This window comes from Herpetosiphon gulosus, assembly GCF_039545135.1.
GTDB classification, from domain to species: Bacteria; Chloroflexota; Chloroflexia; order Chloroflexales; family Herpetosiphonaceae; genus Herpetosiphon; species Herpetosiphon gulosus.
In genome coordinates, this window is record NZ_BAABRU010000002.1 from 293,541 (window position 1) to 310,349 (window position 16,809).

At 47.3% G+C, this 16,809-nt stretch carries 12 protein-coding genes and 1 tRNA gene; 9 read left to right on the plus strand and 4 right to left on the minus strand.

The window, feature by feature from the left end:
• Window positions 1-22: 22 nt before the first annotated feature.
• From ABEB26_RS03330 to ABEB26_RS03345, 4 genes are all read right to left on the minus strand, one after another.
• Window positions 23-1,525, minus strand: coding sequence for a SpoVR family protein (locus ABEB26_RS03330; RefSeq protein WP_345720524.1), 1,503 nt, complete (start codon window positions 1,523-1,525; stop codon window positions 23-25).
• A gap of 79 nt (window positions 1,526-1,604) precedes the next feature.
• Window positions 1,605-1,976: a four helix bundle protein gene (locus ABEB26_RS03335; RefSeq protein WP_345720525.1), complete on the minus strand. Its 372-nt coding sequence runs from the start codon at window positions 1,974-1,976 to the stop codon at window positions 1,605-1,607.
• A gap of 198 nt (window positions 1,977-2,174) precedes the next feature.
• Window positions 2,175-3,278 carry a DUF444 family protein gene (locus ABEB26_RS03340; RefSeq protein ID WP_345720526.1) on the minus strand — a complete coding sequence of 368 codons (1,104 nt, stop codon included), beginning with the start codon at window positions 3,276-3,278 and terminating at the stop codon, window positions 2,175-2,177.
• An 80-nt stretch (window positions 3,279-3,358) separates the two neighbouring features.
• On the minus strand, window positions 3,359-5,437 hold the full coding sequence (locus tag ABEB26_RS03345; RefSeq protein ID WP_345720527.1) for a PrkA family serine protein kinase: 2,079 nt from the start codon (window positions 5,435-5,437) through the stop codon (window positions 3,359-3,361).
• Between the two features lie 516 nt (window positions 5,438-5,953).
• Here ABEB26_RS03345 and ABEB26_RS03350 point away from each other — a divergent pair.
• From ABEB26_RS03350 to ABEB26_RS03390, 9 genes are all read left to right on the plus strand, one after another.
• Window positions 5,954-7,333: a cytochrome P450 gene (locus ABEB26_RS03350; RefSeq protein WP_345720528.1), complete on the plus strand. Its 1,380-nt coding sequence runs from the start codon at window positions 5,954-5,956 to the stop codon at window positions 7,331-7,333.
• A 27-nt stretch (window positions 7,334-7,360) separates the two neighbouring features.
• Window positions 7,361-7,437 (plus strand) — tRNA-Val (locus tag ABEB26_RS03355).
• 100 nt (window positions 7,438-7,537) lie between these two features.
• Complete coding sequence (locus ABEB26_RS03360; RefSeq protein ID WP_345720529.1) at window positions 7,538-9,223, plus strand: M3 family oligoendopeptidase; 1,686 nt, start codon at window positions 7,538-7,540, stop codon at window positions 9,221-9,223.
• A 265-nt stretch (window positions 9,224-9,488) separates the two neighbouring features.
• Window positions 9,489-9,956, plus strand: coding sequence for a hypothetical protein (locus tag ABEB26_RS03365; protein WP_345720530.1), 468 nt, complete (start codon window positions 9,489-9,491; stop codon window positions 9,954-9,956).
• A 213-nt stretch (window positions 9,957-10,169) separates the two neighbouring features.
• Window positions 10,170-10,889, plus strand: coding sequence for a Rieske (2Fe-2S) protein (locus ABEB26_RS03370; protein WP_345720531.1), 720 nt, complete (start codon window positions 10,170-10,172; stop codon window positions 10,887-10,889).
• 27 nt (window positions 10,890-10,916) lie between these two features.
• Window positions 10,917-12,605 (plus strand): cytochrome b, encoded by a 1,689-nt coding sequence (locus ABEB26_RS03375; RefSeq protein ID WP_345720532.1) that lies wholly within the window; start codon window positions 10,917-10,919, stop codon window positions 12,603-12,605.
• 59 nt (window positions 12,606-12,664) lie between these two features.
• Window positions 12,665-13,525 carry a cytochrome c gene (locus tag ABEB26_RS03380; RefSeq protein WP_345720533.1) on the plus strand — a complete coding sequence of 287 codons (861 nt, stop codon included), beginning with the start codon at window positions 12,665-12,667 and terminating at the stop codon, window positions 13,523-13,525.
• Window positions 13,526-13,585: 60 nt separating this feature from the next.
• Window positions 13,586-14,266: a hypothetical protein gene (locus ABEB26_RS03385; RefSeq protein ID WP_345720534.1), complete on the plus strand. Its 681-nt coding sequence runs from the start codon at window positions 13,586-13,588 to the stop codon at window positions 14,264-14,266.
• Between the two features lie 834 nt (window positions 14,267-15,100).
• Complete coding sequence (locus ABEB26_RS03390) at window positions 15,101-16,774, plus strand: M14 family metallopeptidase (protein WP_345720535.1); 1,674 nt, start codon at window positions 15,101-15,103, stop codon at window positions 16,772-16,774.
• Window positions 16,775-16,809 lie beyond the last annotated feature (35 nt).

The window sequence follows — 16,809 nt, forward strand, 5'->3', positions numbered from 1 at the left end:
TGCTGTGTGGTGTTTTGGTTGCTTAATCAATGCGGCGTTCGCTGTATTCTTTACCGTCGAAGGTCAATAAACGTTTTTTATCATCGAGTACTGTTTCAAGATTGACCGGACGTGTCCAGATTGTATGAATATGCTTGAGCGTGTCACGAGCATAATCCATGCGCAAATCGCTGCCTTCATGGCGATGGCGCAAATACAATTCACCACGATTATTGTAATTGCCATCTTCAACATAAATATAAGGTTGGCCGAAATTGGTCAAACCACTGAGTAATTGTGATTTAATTGCCCCAAAATCGCGATTGACGATTTCATACAAATCGGTGTCATTATTGTGTTTGAACGTAAATAATTTGTTCTCGACGCAAAATTCAGGCGTAAGAAACTCGTCGAGAAAGGTAATATCGTTATGGAAACGCCGCACCTCGAAGACTTTTTCCAAGCCTTTGCCAAGCTTAAGATCCCATTCGCGCTTCTCGCGCATATCGTCGCATTGCTCCCAATCCTTGCCAAAGCGCCCGCGATTCCAACGATCTTCGATATCGCGCAGGAGCAGCAAACCCAAACGATAGGGGTTTAGTCGGCCTGGATGGGCTGCCACAATCCCCGCGTGATGGTCGGCAAAATCGATAATTTCCGAAGTTTCGGCGGCGTGAGTGGTCATAATCCGGCTATGCCAAAAGCTGGCCCAACCTTCATTGATAATTTTGGTCATGCCTTGTGGAGCGAAGTAATAGGCCTCGTCGCGCACAATTTCCAAAATATTATGCTGCCAACGATCAAGCGGCGCATAATTCATCAAGAACAACAGCACATCCTTTTGCGGATTCTCAGGGAATTTACGCATTTTTTGCTGTTCTTCTAAGAGTTTTTCGCGTTGCTGGCGTAAAAATTCTGGTGGATTAATAAAATCCTTCATATACGAACGTTCAAACGGCAGACCTTCAGCAACTTCAATATCGTCATCTTCAACGATTGGTTGGCTGGTTTGGGCTTCTGGGCGATTAATGTATGGTGAATGATAATCGATTAAGTTCTCAATTGATAAACAGGTATCAATAAATGCTTCAACCGTTTCGTAGCCATAACGGTCGATATAGCGTTGTATTCGTCCGGCATGATTGGCCATGGTATCGAGCATTTTACGATTGGTTGGAGCAAACCACATATTATTCTTGAAGAAATCGGCATGACCTGCAACGTGCGCCATCACCGTTTTCTGATCAACAATCATATTGCCTTCGAGCAAATAGGCATAAACTGGATTCGTATTAATCACCATTTCATAAATGATGCTTAACCCATACACATGCCCCTTAATTAATTGATCATATTCCATTCCGAAGCGCCAATGTGGGTAACGCGTTGGAAATCCACCCATCGCAGCAACTTCATAGAGTGTATTATAATCAAGGATCTGATAAACAATTGGGTAGTAATCGAGACCATAACGTTTGGCATGGCCATCAATTTGCTCCCAAGCTTTTTGTAAGTTGAGGGGTAAATCGTTGTTGCTGAGTGGCATAGAACCTCTCTTTGAAAGTCAGAAGGCAAAAATCAAAAATCAGAAGGCGAGATCTAAAAAATATAATGAAGGAATGAAATTAAACGGAAGTATCGGGACTAGAATGTTGTTTTTTACGTTTAATAACGGTAACAAAAATAGCGATTAATTGCTGAACTTCATCAACGAGATGATTACATTGCCGATGATTTAATAGCGTTGATTCTTGCAGTAATTCAAGCCAATAACGCGTTTCTTCTAGTTCTTGTAAAGCGATATTGGTTTTCGAAATAAATTCAGCCGCTGAACGAGCACGGCAAGCTTCACGATAGTTAGCCCCAACAGAGGTTCCTGAACGGAGAATTTGTTGAGCCAGAACTCGCCCTGCTAGTGAATTAGGGATGAAATTAACTAATTGAATAATGTGCAGAGCAAACTGTTTCGTGCGTGCTTGTAAATCTTGCCGCTCCATTCTTGCCTCTCTGCTGTGAAAATACGAACATGAATAAAGATGATTATGTTGATCAAGTATGCATGTTCGTATTTTGATTTTTGACTTCTGCCTTCTCTAATTGTCTTACTACTATGTGAATAATACAAATATACAACTTAAATGACTAATTTAAGCATATATTTATATTTTGATTTTTGACTTCTGCCTTTTGACTTTCTATTTGCCTTTCCCTAAAAAGGCTTTGATTGCATTGTAAATATCGTCGCGATCGGCAATTTCGGAAACGACCATGGTTTCATTGGCTCGAAAATTTTCGTTCAGATCATGGGCAAAACGCCCAGATCCATACAATGAACGCACTTGGCCGTAACAGAAAAGGTTGACTTTGGGCAAAATTTGGTTGCGCAGTAGCTCAACACACTCACGCGTATCGCCACCGCCCCAGTTATCGCCATCGGAAAAATGGAAGGGATAAATATTCCACTCGTCGGGCGAATAATGCTCCTCGATCAGTTTCAACACCAAGCGATAGGCCGACGAAATTTTGGTTCCGCCACCCTCGCGGATGCGATAGAAAATATCCTGAGTGACCTCTTTAGCCGCTGCGTCGTGCACGATGTAGCGCATTTCCAGATGTTTGTATTGGGAACGCAGCCAGGTTTCAATCCAAAATGCAGTTACCCGTACCAACTCCTTTTGCTCCTGACCCATCGAGCCAGAAACATCCATGCTGTAGATGATCACGGCGTTGCTTTCAGGCATTTCGGTGGTTTTCCAGGTGCGAAAGCGCATGTCATCGCGAATTGGCACCACCACCGGATCATCAGGATCGTACTGACCAGAGGCGACTTGGCGTTTGAGGGCTTCGCGGAAGGAGCGTTTGAAGTGGCGCAGCGAGTTTGGGCCAACCTTGGTAATGCCCGAATATTTATCTTTTTGCGAGATAATATTCTTGCTACCTTTGGGTTGGATATTGGGCAATTGTAGTTCTTCGCCCAACAACTGCGCCAGTTCTTCGATGGTCATTTCGACATCAAGCGAATGTTGGCCCGAATCTTCGCCAGCCTCGCCTGCACCTGGTTGCGAGCCATCGCCGCGCCCGATCGGGTCGCCGTTATCGCCCTCGCCCTGCCCAACCCCACCTTGATTTTTGCCAAAGCGAAAGCGTGGTAAGTCGATTGATGGCACAGGAATCGAGACCAAGCGTTTACCTTGGCGGCCAATCATCTCGCCGTGGGAAATATATTTGCGTAGATCTTTCTTAATTTTGCCCCGCACAATTTGGCGGAAGCGATTGAGATCACGTTCAACTCGTTGCATAGGCTCACCGTTGATTGTTAGTGGAAGGAACGCACCCAAGCGAACGGATGCCTGATCGAACCCGTTCGCTGTGTCCGAGCCTACTTGCGCTGAGTCGCATCGCCACGAGCGAAAATACTCGCGACATAATTCAGCACATCGGTAGCACTTTGATCGTTATAGCCAAAATCGCGAATTAAGCGGGTTTTGACTACATCGATTTTTTCTTGAGTATCTTTATCGACAACGCTTGAAACTAAACTGGTTAGCTTGATGCTGTCTTTTTGATCCTCAAAGAGTTTTAATTCCAAGGCCCGATGAAGTCGTTCATTCGTGCGATAATCAAAGGTTTTGCCTTCGATTGCTAATGCTCCGATGTAATTCATAATTTCGCGCCGGAAATCATCTTTACGATTATCGGGAATATCGATCTTTTCTTCGATCGAGCGCATTAGCCGTTCATCTGGCTCTTCGTAGGCTCCAGTGAATTTATTACGCACTTTTTCACGTTGGGTGTAGGCTTTGATATTGTCGATGTAATTGGCGCACAAACGCTTGATGGCCTCTTCATCAGCAGAAATAGCGCGTTGAACTTCATTTTTAACAATATCAGCGTACTCTTCCTTGACGATTGCCAGTAATTCACGATAACGTTTACGATCTTCTTCATTGGTAATTAATGAGTGAGTTTTGAGGCCACTTTCTAGCTCATTCATCACCATAAATGGATTGATTCCGCCATCACTTTGGTAATTGACCAAGGCATTACTAATTTTGTCTTGAATATAGCGTGGTGAGATGCCTTCCATGCCTTCACGTCGTGATTCTTTGCGCAATTCTTTGATATTATCTTCAGTGAAGCCAGGCAATGATTTCCCATTGTAGAGCTTCATCTTTTGCAATAAAGTCAAGTTTGCGCGTTTTGGTTCTTCAAGCCGGGTTAAAATCGCCCACATCGCAGCAACTTCAATCGTATGTGGCGCGATGTGTACTCGTACATTCTCCGAATTGAAATCCTTTTCGTAAATTCGAATTTCATCACGCAATCGCGTAATATATGGAATATCAATTCGTACAGTACGATCTTTTAGGGCTTCCATAAACTCATTATTTTCAAGTTTACGGAATTCTGGTTCATTTGTATGCCCAACGATAACTTCATCGATATGAGTTTGCGCAAATTTCTTCGATTTAATCCGATGCTCTTGTGAAGCACCGAGTAAATCGTATAAAAATGCTGTGTCGAGCTTAAGCATTTCAACAAACTCAATAATGCCACGATTGGCAATATTAAATTCACCGTCGAAGCTAAATGCCCGTGGATCGCTATCAGAACCATAAATAGCAATCTTGCGATAATTGATATCGCCAGTTAATTCAGTGCTATCTTGATTCTTTTCATCCTTTGGTTGAAATGTACCGATACCGACGCGATCTTGTTCAGAAAAGACAAAGCGACGCACCCGGACATGGCGCAGCACTTTGGCAAAATCGCCATTGTAACGGCGCATCAAATCGCGGAAATTATAGCGACAAGAAGGATCAAGATCGCCACTAATCGTAATATGATCGTCTGGTTCGAGGTTGGCATTGAATTCATTTAAAAATGCTTCGCGCATTTCCATCGGAATCAAGTGCAGTGGATCTTCGTGCATTGGGCAGGGGTCCCAATCGGCATCCTTTACTTTACCAGCATCGAGATCTTCGATATCGCCTAAAAACCAATCGAACGTATACAGCGCACCTTCCTCACTGCGTGAATAGCGTTCGAGACCACGTTTCAGTCGGCGGGCGATGGTTGATTTGGCTGAGCCAACTGGACCATGCAGCAACAACACCCGTTTTTCTGTGCCATAGCCGTGAGCCGCAGCCTTGAAAAAATTAACCAAGCGCATTAATGGGATTTCCAAGCCAAAGATGGCATCTTGCTCGTCAAATTCGTTGGTGGTAAAGAAGTTATAACGAATTAACTTCTTCTTGGCATCGATGAACTCTTCCAAGCCATACGACATAATCATGTCGTAGATCCGTTGGAAGGCATTGCGGGTGACCTTAGGATTACTGGCCACGATGTCCAAGTAATCCTGGAAAGAGCCAGCCCAATTGAGATTCTGATAGTTTTGCTGATCTTGTAAGGTACTCAGCAAGGACATCAGTTGCGAGCCGGAGGGAGTCGTCATAGTTGGCCTCCTACATCACCGCCACGCGGCGGGAACAGAGCGACGACGGAGGGGTGGGGTCCGCCGATAGATACCGAGGAACGCGGACAAAGCCGACTGAAAATGAGCCAACACCAAAGCACGGCAATTGTTCTGGCAGGTTGATAAGCTTTGTGAATATGTACTGCCAGAGGATGGTTTAAGAGGAAGTGCCGTTGCTACTTCGGCTTTTCAATTATAGCAATCGCAAGATTCAGCGTCAAGAAACAAATGTGCCGCAAAAGTCCCGTTTTTATGGCCTACTCAAGGGTAATTACTTGGCTTTAGGCTTACTACCTTGGGTAGCTTGCATGCTCAAAACTGCCTATAACCGCCGCGAATTTCTCTTAACATTTGTTCATCCAATGCCTCTTGCATTTGTGCATCACTCTCGCTATTATTTATGAACGAAATTCATAAATAAAGTTTGCGGCGAACAAACTCAACATTTTCAATGAACAATGATTTAACAACGGCAATAGAGCCTGGAGGTGGCACATGACGGTTAAGATGTTACCTGGCCCCAAAGGAACGCGCCTCGGTGGCAGTCGACGCGATTTACATAAATATGGCCCATTGGGCTTTTTCGAATATCTGGCTAGTTTTGGCGATTTCACCACCTGTCGCATGGGGCCGTTTCGAGTCTATCTGGTCAATGATCCAGCAGGGATTCAAGAGCTGCTGGTGACCAATCGCGATAAGGTGCGCAAAAATGGCGGCGATCGCGAGTTGCTTTCGCGCTTTTTAGGCAATGGTTTGCTCAGCAATGATGGCGCTGATCACCAAAAGCAGCGCAAACTAGTCCAGCCTGCATTTCATATGAAACGCATTCAGGCCTACGCTGAAACCATGGTTGAGCATACCCAAGCCATGCTCGAACGCTGGCATGATGGCGCGATTCTGGATATGGATCAGGCCATGATGGAATTGACCCTGACGATTGTGACCAAAACCCTCTTCAATGCCGATATCAGCGAACAAGAAGTACGCCAAGTTAGCCAAGCCATGGAAGATATTCAGGTTAACTTTACAATCATCTCGGAGCAAAGTTTGCCGTTGCCTCGCTGGATTCCAACGCGGGCTAATCGGGCGCTGGAACATGCCAGCAAACAAATCGATCAAGTGGTGCAGCGGGTGATTCGTGAGCGCCGTGCCAGTGGCGAGGATACTGGTGATCTCTTGTCGATGTTGTTGCTTTCAATCGACGATGGCAATGGTCAAGGTATGACTGACCAACAAGTGCGGGATGAAGTGGTAACGCTGTTTTTAGCTGGCCACGAAACTACTGCCAATACCTTAACCTGGTGTAGCTACTTGCTGAGCCAAGCTCCAGAGGTGCGCCAACGCCTGCAAGCCGAAGTTGATGAGGTATTACAAGGTCGCCCAGTGACCTTGCAAGATTTGCAAAAATTGCCCTATACTGAAATGGTGATCAAAGAAACCTTACGCATGTATCCGCCTGCTTATGCCTTGAGTGCGCGAGTGCCAACTGAAAATATTACCGTGCTTGGCCAAACGATCACCCCTCGCCAAGCAGCCATGGTTTCACCCTATGCCATGCATCATAATCCGCGCTATTGGCCTGAACCAGAGCGCTTCGATCCTGAGCGATTTAGCTCGGATCAAGAACGCGCCCGCCATAAATATGCCTATATTCCCTTTGGGGCTGGCTCACGGGTGTGCATTGGCAACGTTTTTGCCATGATGGAAGCCCAATTATTGCTGGCGACAATTATGCAGCATTACGATTTCACACTTGATCCAACCCAGCGGGTCGAGTACGATCCTCAAATTACCCTAGGCGTGAAACATGGCTTGCGAGTACGTTTGGCTCAACGTCAGCCAGTTGAGCAAAGCCTTGAATTTGCAAAAAGCTGAGAGCTATGGTAGTATACGCGGGCGCGTGGGCAGTTAGCTCAGTTGGTTAGAGCGCCACGTTGACATCGTGGAGGTCACTGGTTCGAGTCCAGTACCGCCCACCACTCGCAAATCGCCCTCCACGAGGGCGATTTTTTGTTTGTGTAGGTTTTTGCGGTGGTTTAGCCCTTTGAGAGTAGCAACAATCTAGCAAGGAGTTCTGGCATGAGTTTGAAGATTGACCCACGCGATTGGGCAACAGTTCAGCCCTACTACGATTCACTTGCAGCCGAGGAGCTTACGGCTGCCAATGCAACTGCTTGGTTAGGCCGTTGGAGTGAGTTGGAAGCCCATCTACAAGAATTTGGCTTCAAGGCCTATCGGGCGATGACCGAAAATACCCAAGATCAGGCTGCCGAAGAGCTGTACCTCTACACGATTGAGGAGTTAACCCCTAAATCTAAAGTTGCCGCCCAAATTCTCAAAGAAAAAATCTTGGCACTTGATCCAGCGTTGTTGCCAGTCGAAATGCAAGAAATGCTGCGGCGGTTTCATGCTGAAGCCAATTTGTTCCGTGAAGCAAATGTGGCGCTGCTGACCGAAGTTGATCGCTTGAGCGCCGAATTTAGCAAGTTGATGGGCGCAATGAGCGTTGAGTGGCAAGGCGAAACCCTGACCATGCAAGCAGTGGTCAAGCTATTTAGCGACCCTGATCGTAGTATTCGCGAAGCTGCGTTTAATGCCTACTACAGCCGCTTCTTACACGATCGCGCTGCCTTCAACGAGATTTATCTCAAGCAACTTAAGCTGCGCCGCCAAATTGCCACCAACGCCAACAAAGCCAGCTACTTGGATTACGTGTGGGATTTGTATGGCCGCTTCGATTACACGCCCGCCGATTGCCGTACTTTCCACGATGCAATCGAGCATGAAGTTGTGCCCTTGGTTGAAAAATGGTTGACCGTGCGCCAGCAGGAATTAGGCGTTGATAGCTTGCGGCCTTGGGATATGATGGTCGATTCACAATCGCGCCCCGCCTTAACTCCCTTCCAGCATGCCGATGAGCTGGAAAGCGTCTGCCAAACGATCTTCGATCGAGTTGATCCTGAGTTGGGAGCGCAATACACCCGCATGCGTGACGGCTGGCTCGATTTGGCATCGCGGCCTGGTAAAGCGCCTGGCGGCTATTGCGGCGGTATGTTTGTTTCCAAAGTGCCCTACATTTTCATGAATGCGGTTGGCACTCATGATGATGTCCAAACGATGTTGCACGAAGGTGGCCATGCATTCCACTTTATGGAATCATCAGCAACCAACGGCCTAATTTGGAATTACGATGGGCCAACTGAATTCTGCGAAGTGGCTTCGATGGCTATGGAATTGTTGGCAGCACCCTATTTGTCCAAGGATCAAGGTGGCTTCTACAGCGAAACCGATGCTCGGCGCGCTCGCGCTGAGCATCTTTGGAGCATGCTCAACTTCTTGCCATATATGGCAACCGTCGATGCCTTCCAACACTGGGTCTATATCGAAGCGCCCGAAGATGTAACTGCCGAGCAGCTTGATGCTGTTTGGAAAGATCTCTATCAGCGCTTTATGAGCGTCGTTGATTGGAGTGGCTTGGAGGATGTGCATACTACAGGTTGGCATCGCAAGCAGCATATTTTTGAAGCACCGCTGTATTATGTTGAATATGGCTTGGCCCAATTGGGTGCACAACAAGTTTGGCGCAATGCGATGAATGATCAAGCCCAAGCGGTGGCTCAATATCGTTCAGCTTTGGCCTTGGGTAATACCAAACCCCTGAGCCAATTGTTTGCTGCGGCTGGGGCAAAATTTGCCTTTGATCGTGAAACCGTGGGCGAATTGGCCCGCTTGGTTGATCAACATCTGACAGCGCTCCACGATTAATTGGATTGATTACTGCTCCCCTGCACATGATTGGTTTCTGTGCAGGGGGTTTTTATTTAAGAGGAATTTAGTTTTGTATCCACGAAGCGCACGAAGGGCACGAAGGGAGGCTTGTTCTCGGGCATTGGCTGGTACTTCAGACATCCAAATAATTAACCCTTAGCGTTCTTCGCGCTCTTCGTGGTTAAATTAAAAACTAGTCGCTCAGCTTATCGTAGGTATAATTACGCATTATCAAACTGATTGATCAAACGATGAGGCCTATATGAATCAGAAACCTGAAGGCTGTTTATGGTGTGAGTATCGTGGGCCAGTTTTGGCTGGCGAAATTATTACGGTGGTCAATCCGCAAGTGACCTTGCAGCATGAGCTACGGCGTTGCCCGACCTGTCGTGAGGCAATGGTGGATATTCGCTGGCCCGACCGAATTGTGCGGCGCAAGGTACGTGAATCGCCGCGTCGGTTTCGGCGCTCGCTGTGGGTGGTGATTTATCCGGTCGAATGTGCCTGGTGTGGCAGCCATAACACTGATGCCTATGAAGTCAATGCGACAGTTTCCAATCCGGTGAGTACGCGTTTCAAATATGATATTTATCGTTGTTTAGATTGCCAACGGCCAAATGCCATTTCCTATTTGGGGGAAGTCTATGTGCATCGTGCCGATCAAGACAAAGAATTCTTTTCGTTGTGGCATTTAGACCCCGAATCTGAGCAAAGCGAGCCAAGCGCATAGCTGAAAAAACAGCCAAATTAGCCAAAAACTGGCATGGTCGAATTGCGAAATAGCCCTTTATAAAGGCAAAAAATCGCTGTACTATGCGTTTGACGCTCCTTTGTGCAATGTGTTACAATACCGAGTGACCCCGCCTCAGCGTCTGTGCGCGGTATTTTTTTGACATTGCCACGATATCCAAACGACAACCAAGGCGGCTAGGAGAACCTAATAATGGCTGAAAACCCGAAACAATCTGGAGGGCGGCGGATCGTCTCGCAGGCCGAAGCAGAGGCAGTGACTGCTAAAGCAGGTGTTAGCTCTGTGACCCGTACCAAAGTTGGCAAGCCGGTTGGCGAGCGGCTAGGGCTCAATCGGCGCGAATTTATGGCTTATGCGACGGCTGGCTCATTGGCAGTGTTAACTGCGCTTGGGCTGGGCACAATGATTTCGCCCAACAAAGACGACGAATTAGTTCAAGCATTAACTGGTGGCGGCGGGTGGATTCCAGGTGGATTTGCCTACCCACGGATTAAAAAAGGCCAGTTTGGCGGTAAATTTACCCTGGCTCGTAGCGGCGAAAGCTACTCGCTCGAAGAAGCCCCAGAATTAAACTCTACTGGTAAATTTTTCATTGTTAAGGTCGATAAAGCCAAAGGTGAAACTGAAAACGGGATCGTCGCAACCAACGATAATAACGTTGGGGTCGAGACCAGTGATGGTGGCTATTTGATTGCAATCTATCAAGTATGTACCCACTTAGGCTGTTTGATTCCTTTCCAAACATCACAAAATCGCTTTATCTGCCCATGTCATGGCTCGACGTTTGAACGTAACAGTCATTTCGTGCTTGGTCCTGCGCCGCGAAACCTTGATCAGTTTCCGATTACTATCGAAGATGGCGCATTGGTTGTAGACACTGGGAAAAAGAAGACGGGTCTAACTCACGGCTAGTTTGCCCAGTCACGAAGGAGTTTCCGTATGGCTGTATCGCCTGAAAGCAAGCGCAAGGGCTTCGGTGGCTGGCTAACCGAGGTTAGCCGCTCGTTCTTCCCTTCAATGGGGGCACGAGAGTGGCGCGAAACGCTCCGTGGTGAGCCAGCACCACGCCCAAACCCACGGATGCGGGTGCACTCAAATAGTTTTTGGTATCACATTCGCCCACGTTCGTTATCTGAAGAAGCCACCGCATGGTACTACACCATGGGGCTTGGCTGGATGTCGTTTTTCTTCTTTGTGCTTGAGGCGATTACTGGTCTCGTTTTGATGATCTATTACTCGCCATCGCCCAACGAAGCTTACGCCACCATGACCCAGATTATGAACGATGTGCCGCTCGGCGGCCTGATGCGGAATGTTCACCGCTTAGGGGCGCACTTTATGGTTGCAGTGGTGATTTTACACATGCTGCGAACCTACTTTACGGCCTCGTATAAAGCTCCGCGCCAGTTTATCTGGTTTACGGGGATGATCCTGCTCTTTATGACGCTATTGTTGTCGTTCTCTGGCTATCTCTTGCCATGGGACCAATTGGCGTTCTGGGCGGTGACGATTGGTTCGTCGATGGCCGATGCTGCACCTGGAGTCGGGCCGGCAATTGGCCGCTTGCTCCGTGGTGGCGCTGAAATTGGCGCGGGCGCACTCTTGCGCTTCTACTTGCTTCACATCTTTATGTTGCCAATGCTGACGATTATTTTCATCAGTATTCACTATTATGCAGTGCGCAAGCAAGAAATCTCGCCAATTCACGAATTGTTTGAAAATAAAAAACCAACCAAGCGCAAAATCCCCTTCTTGCCTGATCAAGTGTTCTTTGAGTTGGCAGTGATTGTGGTGTTGACCTTTGCCTTTATCTTTATCAACAACTTCTTCTGGGATGCCAAGCTGGAAAATCACGCCAACGCTTTGGAAACCCCGCAACACACCCAAGCACCATGGTACTTCTTCTGGTTGCAAGGGATGTTGAAGCTTGGTGATAAGATCGTTTGGGGTTTGGGCATCGCTGGGATCATTTTCGGCGCATTGTTCCTCTTGCCATACATCGACCGCAACCCTTCACGCCGCTTCAAAGATCGCAAATTTGCGGTTGCTGGCGGAATCGTTTCGTTGATCGTCTTTATTGTGGTTTCGTATGGTGGTTTGCCCGCCTTCGGGATTCAAAAAGTTGGTTCGAACGAATTGGCCGTGTCATATGTGCCAGTTGAAGGCGAAGGTCGCGTGATGGAAGTGCCATTCGACCAAGTGCCTCAAGAAAAATTTGTCTATAAAGTCTATTACGATGCAGCAGTTGGTGACTTCAAAGAAGGTGAGTTTGGGGTAGCCGAAGGGCCATTGCCAGAAGCACTCTCGCCTGTCTTCAAAGAAATGTTGCTCGAACTCAAGCACGATGTGCAAAAATGGGCTGAATATGACGTGTTGTTTGTTCGCCCAACGGTAACCTTGACGATTGAGCCATGGCTCTATCAACAAAAAACCGATGCTGCCGAATTTTCAACAGCAGTCGATGGGCTTCTGCAAAAACGTGTAACCTTGGATATGGAATGGACGACGGCGGGCTATGATGCCGAAGGTAATTTGGTAGAAACCCCTGAAAAGAGCCGTTATACCCAATATAAGTTCCTGAACCGCAATGGGGTTGTTCACGTTGGCGATACAGAACCACGAAACTAAGTTTTTTATCCACGGCCTAAGTTTGTGCTTGGGCCGTGTCGAATAAGGAAACACGTCCTATGACGAAAAACATTGCAGTTTCGCTGCTGTTTACCCTCGCAACAGTTGCTTTGCTTGGCTTTATCTGGTTTGGCCAAACCAACGATCGGTTGGCAGCCACCAATTTGCGCCAAGATGCTTTGCAATTGGAGTTCGGGCAGCGTAACTACGAACAATATTGTGCCACCTGCCACGGCTTGGCTGGCGAAGGCCAAGGCCCAGGCAATAGAGGTGCCTCAACTCTGTCCGATTTGCAAGGGCGCTTAGGCCCAGGCACCGAAGCTTTTACTCGCGAAAACGGCATTCAGAAAAAATACGGGTCGTTACGCAACTATGTTGAAGCAATTATTTCCTATGGCAAAACTGGCACAGCCATGCCCGCATGGAAATTGCAAGGCATGCGCGATGACCAAATCAAGGCGATCGCCGCATATGTGATGTCGATGCAAGGTGGTGCTATAACCCCAGCAGCCCTTGAGTCGGCTAAATCATGGTCGGCTACAACTGAAGCTGGTTTGCCACCAACCGCTACTCCCAATGAACCACCGTTGGATGATCCATTGGCGGAAGCTGGTAAGCAAACCTTCAATACCTACTGTATTAGCTGCCATAGCAAAACCGATGCAAGCGGGGCTGGCCCTGGCTTAGCTGGCTTGTTCGGCGAAAGCGGCACCAAGGCCTTTGGTACAACTCTACCCAACGGCAATCCAGTCGATGACGCAAACGTCTTAGATTGGATCAAAAATGGTGGTGGTGGCCCAGGCGTTGGCCCAGATCCCCAAGATGGCGCTTCGTATGGTGCTATGCCACCACAAGGCCAAATCCTAAGTGATGATAAGATTCTCGAAGTCATCGCCTACTTGAAGACATTGACTCGTTAAAGCATGAGCTGGCGATGGCATGCTGTCGCCAGCCTAAAAGCCTTCTAAGGAGGCCATTCAGTGAAAAAATGGTTGAATAACATAGGCGTGAGCATGCTTGATCTGGTCATCTTCGTGCCATTTGCCTTGATCTACACCATCTTTGGAGCAATCTGGACGACTAGCAGTGGCCCGTATATGGCTGGCGATCTTGCCACCGGATTGCAAATTAAAAAAGATATTATGTACTACTTGCTTTGGGCTTGCTCAATCGGTTATGCCGTATTGGCCAATACCATCGCCTTGTGGGGCAAGGCTGCTCGTGGTGGCTTGATCGCCTTTGTGGTTACCATAGGTGTGATGGTAGCGGTGTTCTTTGGCTTGACCTTTGGCACCCAAGCACTTGCTGCTACCATTCCGGCATCAACCAAAGTGGTCAGCATTGCGATTGGCGATATTTTGGTGCTGTTGCCCATCGTGACTGCCACAATCTTCTTCTTTATCGCTTGGATTGTGACTGGATTTAGCAATCACTTGCGCGGTCAACCTGTGGCTCAAGGCTTTGTGCGCTTGGGCGTAGCCTTGATGGTTATTCCGGTTATCCAGTTCTTCGTGATTGTGTTCTTGCCACGCTGGGACGACGAAGTACGTGGGGTTGTGTTTGTGCATGCCATGAGCTTGGGCTTGCTCTGGGGGTTGTTCCTCGGCGGCGGGCTTGGCTCGAATTTGCGCAAGCGCAGCGAAACTCCAGCAACTGCCTAAATTGGTTTATTGTTAAAATACCTACTATTTCGGATTAGTAATTAATCTAGTGAAATAGTAGGTATTTTTGTTTTAATAAAAACTAAGTATGGAGTAAATTATGATTAGGAATAATATTGTATCAAATATTATAAAATATATTTATTAGATTTTAAATAATAGACTCTCATCTACCATTAATTAGTATTACATTGACAAGCTAATTCAATATAATTAGAATAAGCAAGTCTGAGATAAGTTGAGTAGGAAGGATTTTATATGTGAAGAATATTGCTTTGTGCATTACTCATCGGTGCAAGCCTCTTTCATCAAGCAACTACACCTCAATCTGCGAGCGCTGCTACCCCTAATTGTCAAGGAACATCAATCCGTCCAGGTTTAATTACCTCTACAAATAGAGTTCAAGGTATTACTAAAGTTGAATGCCAAGGAAACGTTTCAAAAATTGAAGTTTATGGTTATATATCATATGGATCAAATCATGTTCACAAAACAAAAATTTGTTACAATACAAACTTTTGTTACGTCGAAGTGCAAGTTCCACGTATAGTAGGTACAACATATGGAACTGGTGGAATGGGCACTGTTACTGGTTATGATGGTCTGATCTGGACTTCTAGCTGGTCTGGTCCAAGCGGCAGCTTCTAAACGCTAATTTGTTGTGAGTTTTAATCATACTTATCTCAGATATAGTCCATGGAGATCAACTCTCCATGGGCTTTTTTCTAATTCAAGTATCCAAATATTGATTGAATCTAAATTTGGGCTTGCATCTTGGTAGGGCAATAATGCATAATATGCAATATCATGCATAGAGTTAGCAATGGAGTGGCTATGCCAGAGATTGATTACACGCGCTATTATCGTTTCGCTGAGTTGGTGGAAGCGCTAGAAGGCTTTGCCGCCGAATATCCCGATTTGATCAGTTTGCAATCGATCGGTAAAAGTTATGAAGGCCGTGATTTGTGGTTAGCGACGGTTACCAATGCTGCAACTGGTGGGCCACGCGAAAAGCCCGGCTTTTGGGTTGATGCCAATATTCATGCCAGCGAAGTAACTGGCGCAATGGCTGGCTTGCATTTGATCGATACGCTGCTCAAGGGTTATGACAACGATCCTGAATGCACCCGTTTGCTTGATCGCACAACCTTCTACATTTTGCCACGCTTCAACCCCGATGGCGCTGAACGGGCCTTAACCACGCCCTATGTGGTGCGGTCGAGCGTGCGGCCTTATCCCTATGCTGAACGCATTGATGGCTTGTATCAAGAAGATATCAACGCCGATGGGATTATTTTGCAGATGCGCTTGGTCGATCCCAACGGCGATTGGCGGGTTTCCGAGCATGATCCACGGGTGATGGTCAAACGCAAGCCCCATGAAATTGGCGGCACCTACTATCGAATTTTGCCCGAAGGCTTGATTCAAAATTACGATGGGGTCAATATCAAGCTGAGCCGCGCCGTCGAAGGCTTAGATATCAACCGCAACTTTCCGGTCGATTGGCGGCCCGAAGCCGAACAATATGGTGCTGGCCCCTACCCAACCTCTGAGCCAGAAATCCGTGCTGTGGTGCAATTTATCGTCGATCACCCCGAAATTCATAGTGGCCTGACCTATCACACCTATTCGGGCGTGCTGCTACGACCATATGGCGACCGCGCCGATGATCAGATGAATTTGCATGATCTCGATGTGTTTAAGGCTTTGGGTAAGCATGGAACCGAGTTAACTGGCTGGCCCAGCGTTTCGGTCTACCACGATTTCCGTTACCACCCCAAAGATGTGATTACTGGGGTGTTTGATGATTGGGTCTACGATCACTTGGGCATGTTCGCTTGGACAGTCGAATTTTGGGATTTAGTTGGTTCAGCGGGAATTAAAGATCGCAAATTTATCGAGTGGTTCAAAGAACATCCCGAAGAAGATGATCTTAAAATTATGCAATGGGTCGATCAGCATGGCGAAGGTTTGTGCTTCTACGATTGGACAGCCTTCGAACATCCTCAGCTTGGCCCAGTTGAAATTGGCGGCTGGCATCCCATGTACGCCTTCCGTAACCCGCCGCCAGCCAAATTGCTCGAAACAATTGCGCCTGTGACCCAATTTGCCCTAGCCCATGCCGCGATTGCCCCATTCACCACAATTAGCAGCTTTGAACTTGAAAGCTTGGGCGATAATGTTTATCGGCTGCAAGCAGTGGTGCAGAATGAGGGTTATTTGCCAAGCTATGGCTCGCAAAAAGGCCGCGAACGTAAAGCTACCTTGCCACTCGAAGCCTTGCTCAACTTGCCTGAAGGTGCAAGCCTCAAGCTTGGTCAAGCCAAAACGACGATTGGCGATCTTGAAGGTCGTTCAGGGCGAGTTTCGTTCTTTGGCTTTAGCAATGGCTCAACCACTGATCGTACCAAAGTTGAGTGGGTGGTGCATGTGCCGAATCCTGGTGTGATTGAATTGACCATCCAAGGTGGCCGCGGTGGGATTGCCCGCGCCAAACTAGAAATCTAAAATTGTAATGGCCCATGGTGCATTGGTTGTGCCAT

Coding starts and splice junctions, on each gene's coding strand:
- ABEB26_RS03330 (WP_345720524.1), bottom strand. CDS start 1,525: ATGCCACTCAGCAACAACGATTTACCCCTCAACTTACAAAAAGCTTGG.
- ABEB26_RS03335 (WP_345720525.1), bottom strand. CDS start 1,976: ATGGAGCGGCAAGATTTACAAGCACGCACGAAACAGTTTGCTCTGCAC.
- ABEB26_RS03340 (WP_345720526.1), bottom strand. CDS start 3,278: ATGCAACGAGTTGAACGTGATCTCAATCGCTTCCGCCAAATTGTGCGG.
- ABEB26_RS03345 (WP_345720527.1), bottom strand. CDS start 5,437: ATGACGACTCCCTCCGGCTCGCAACTGATGTCCTTGCTGAGTACCTTA.
- ABEB26_RS03350 (WP_345720528.1), top strand. CDS start 5,954: ATGACGGTTAAGATGTTACCTGGCCCCAAAGGAACGCGCCTCGGTGGC.
- ABEB26_RS03360 (WP_345720529.1), top strand. CDS start 7,538: ATGAGTTTGAAGATTGACCCACGCGATTGGGCAACAGTTCAGCCCTAC.
- ABEB26_RS03365 (WP_345720530.1), top strand. CDS start 9,489: ATGAATCAGAAACCTGAAGGCTGTTTATGGTGTGAGTATCGTGGGCCA.
- ABEB26_RS03370 (WP_345720531.1), top strand. CDS start 10,170: ATGGCTGAAAACCCGAAACAATCTGGAGGGCGGCGGATCGTCTCGCAG.
- ABEB26_RS03375 (WP_345720532.1), top strand. CDS start 10,917: ATGGCTGTATCGCCTGAAAGCAAGCGCAAGGGCTTCGGTGGCTGGCTA.
- ABEB26_RS03380 (WP_345720533.1), top strand. CDS start 12,665: ATGACGAAAAACATTGCAGTTTCGCTGCTGTTTACCCTCGCAACAGTT.
- ABEB26_RS03390 (WP_345720535.1), top strand. CDS start 15,101: ATGCCAGAGATTGATTACACGCGCTATTATCGTTTCGCTGAGTTGGTG.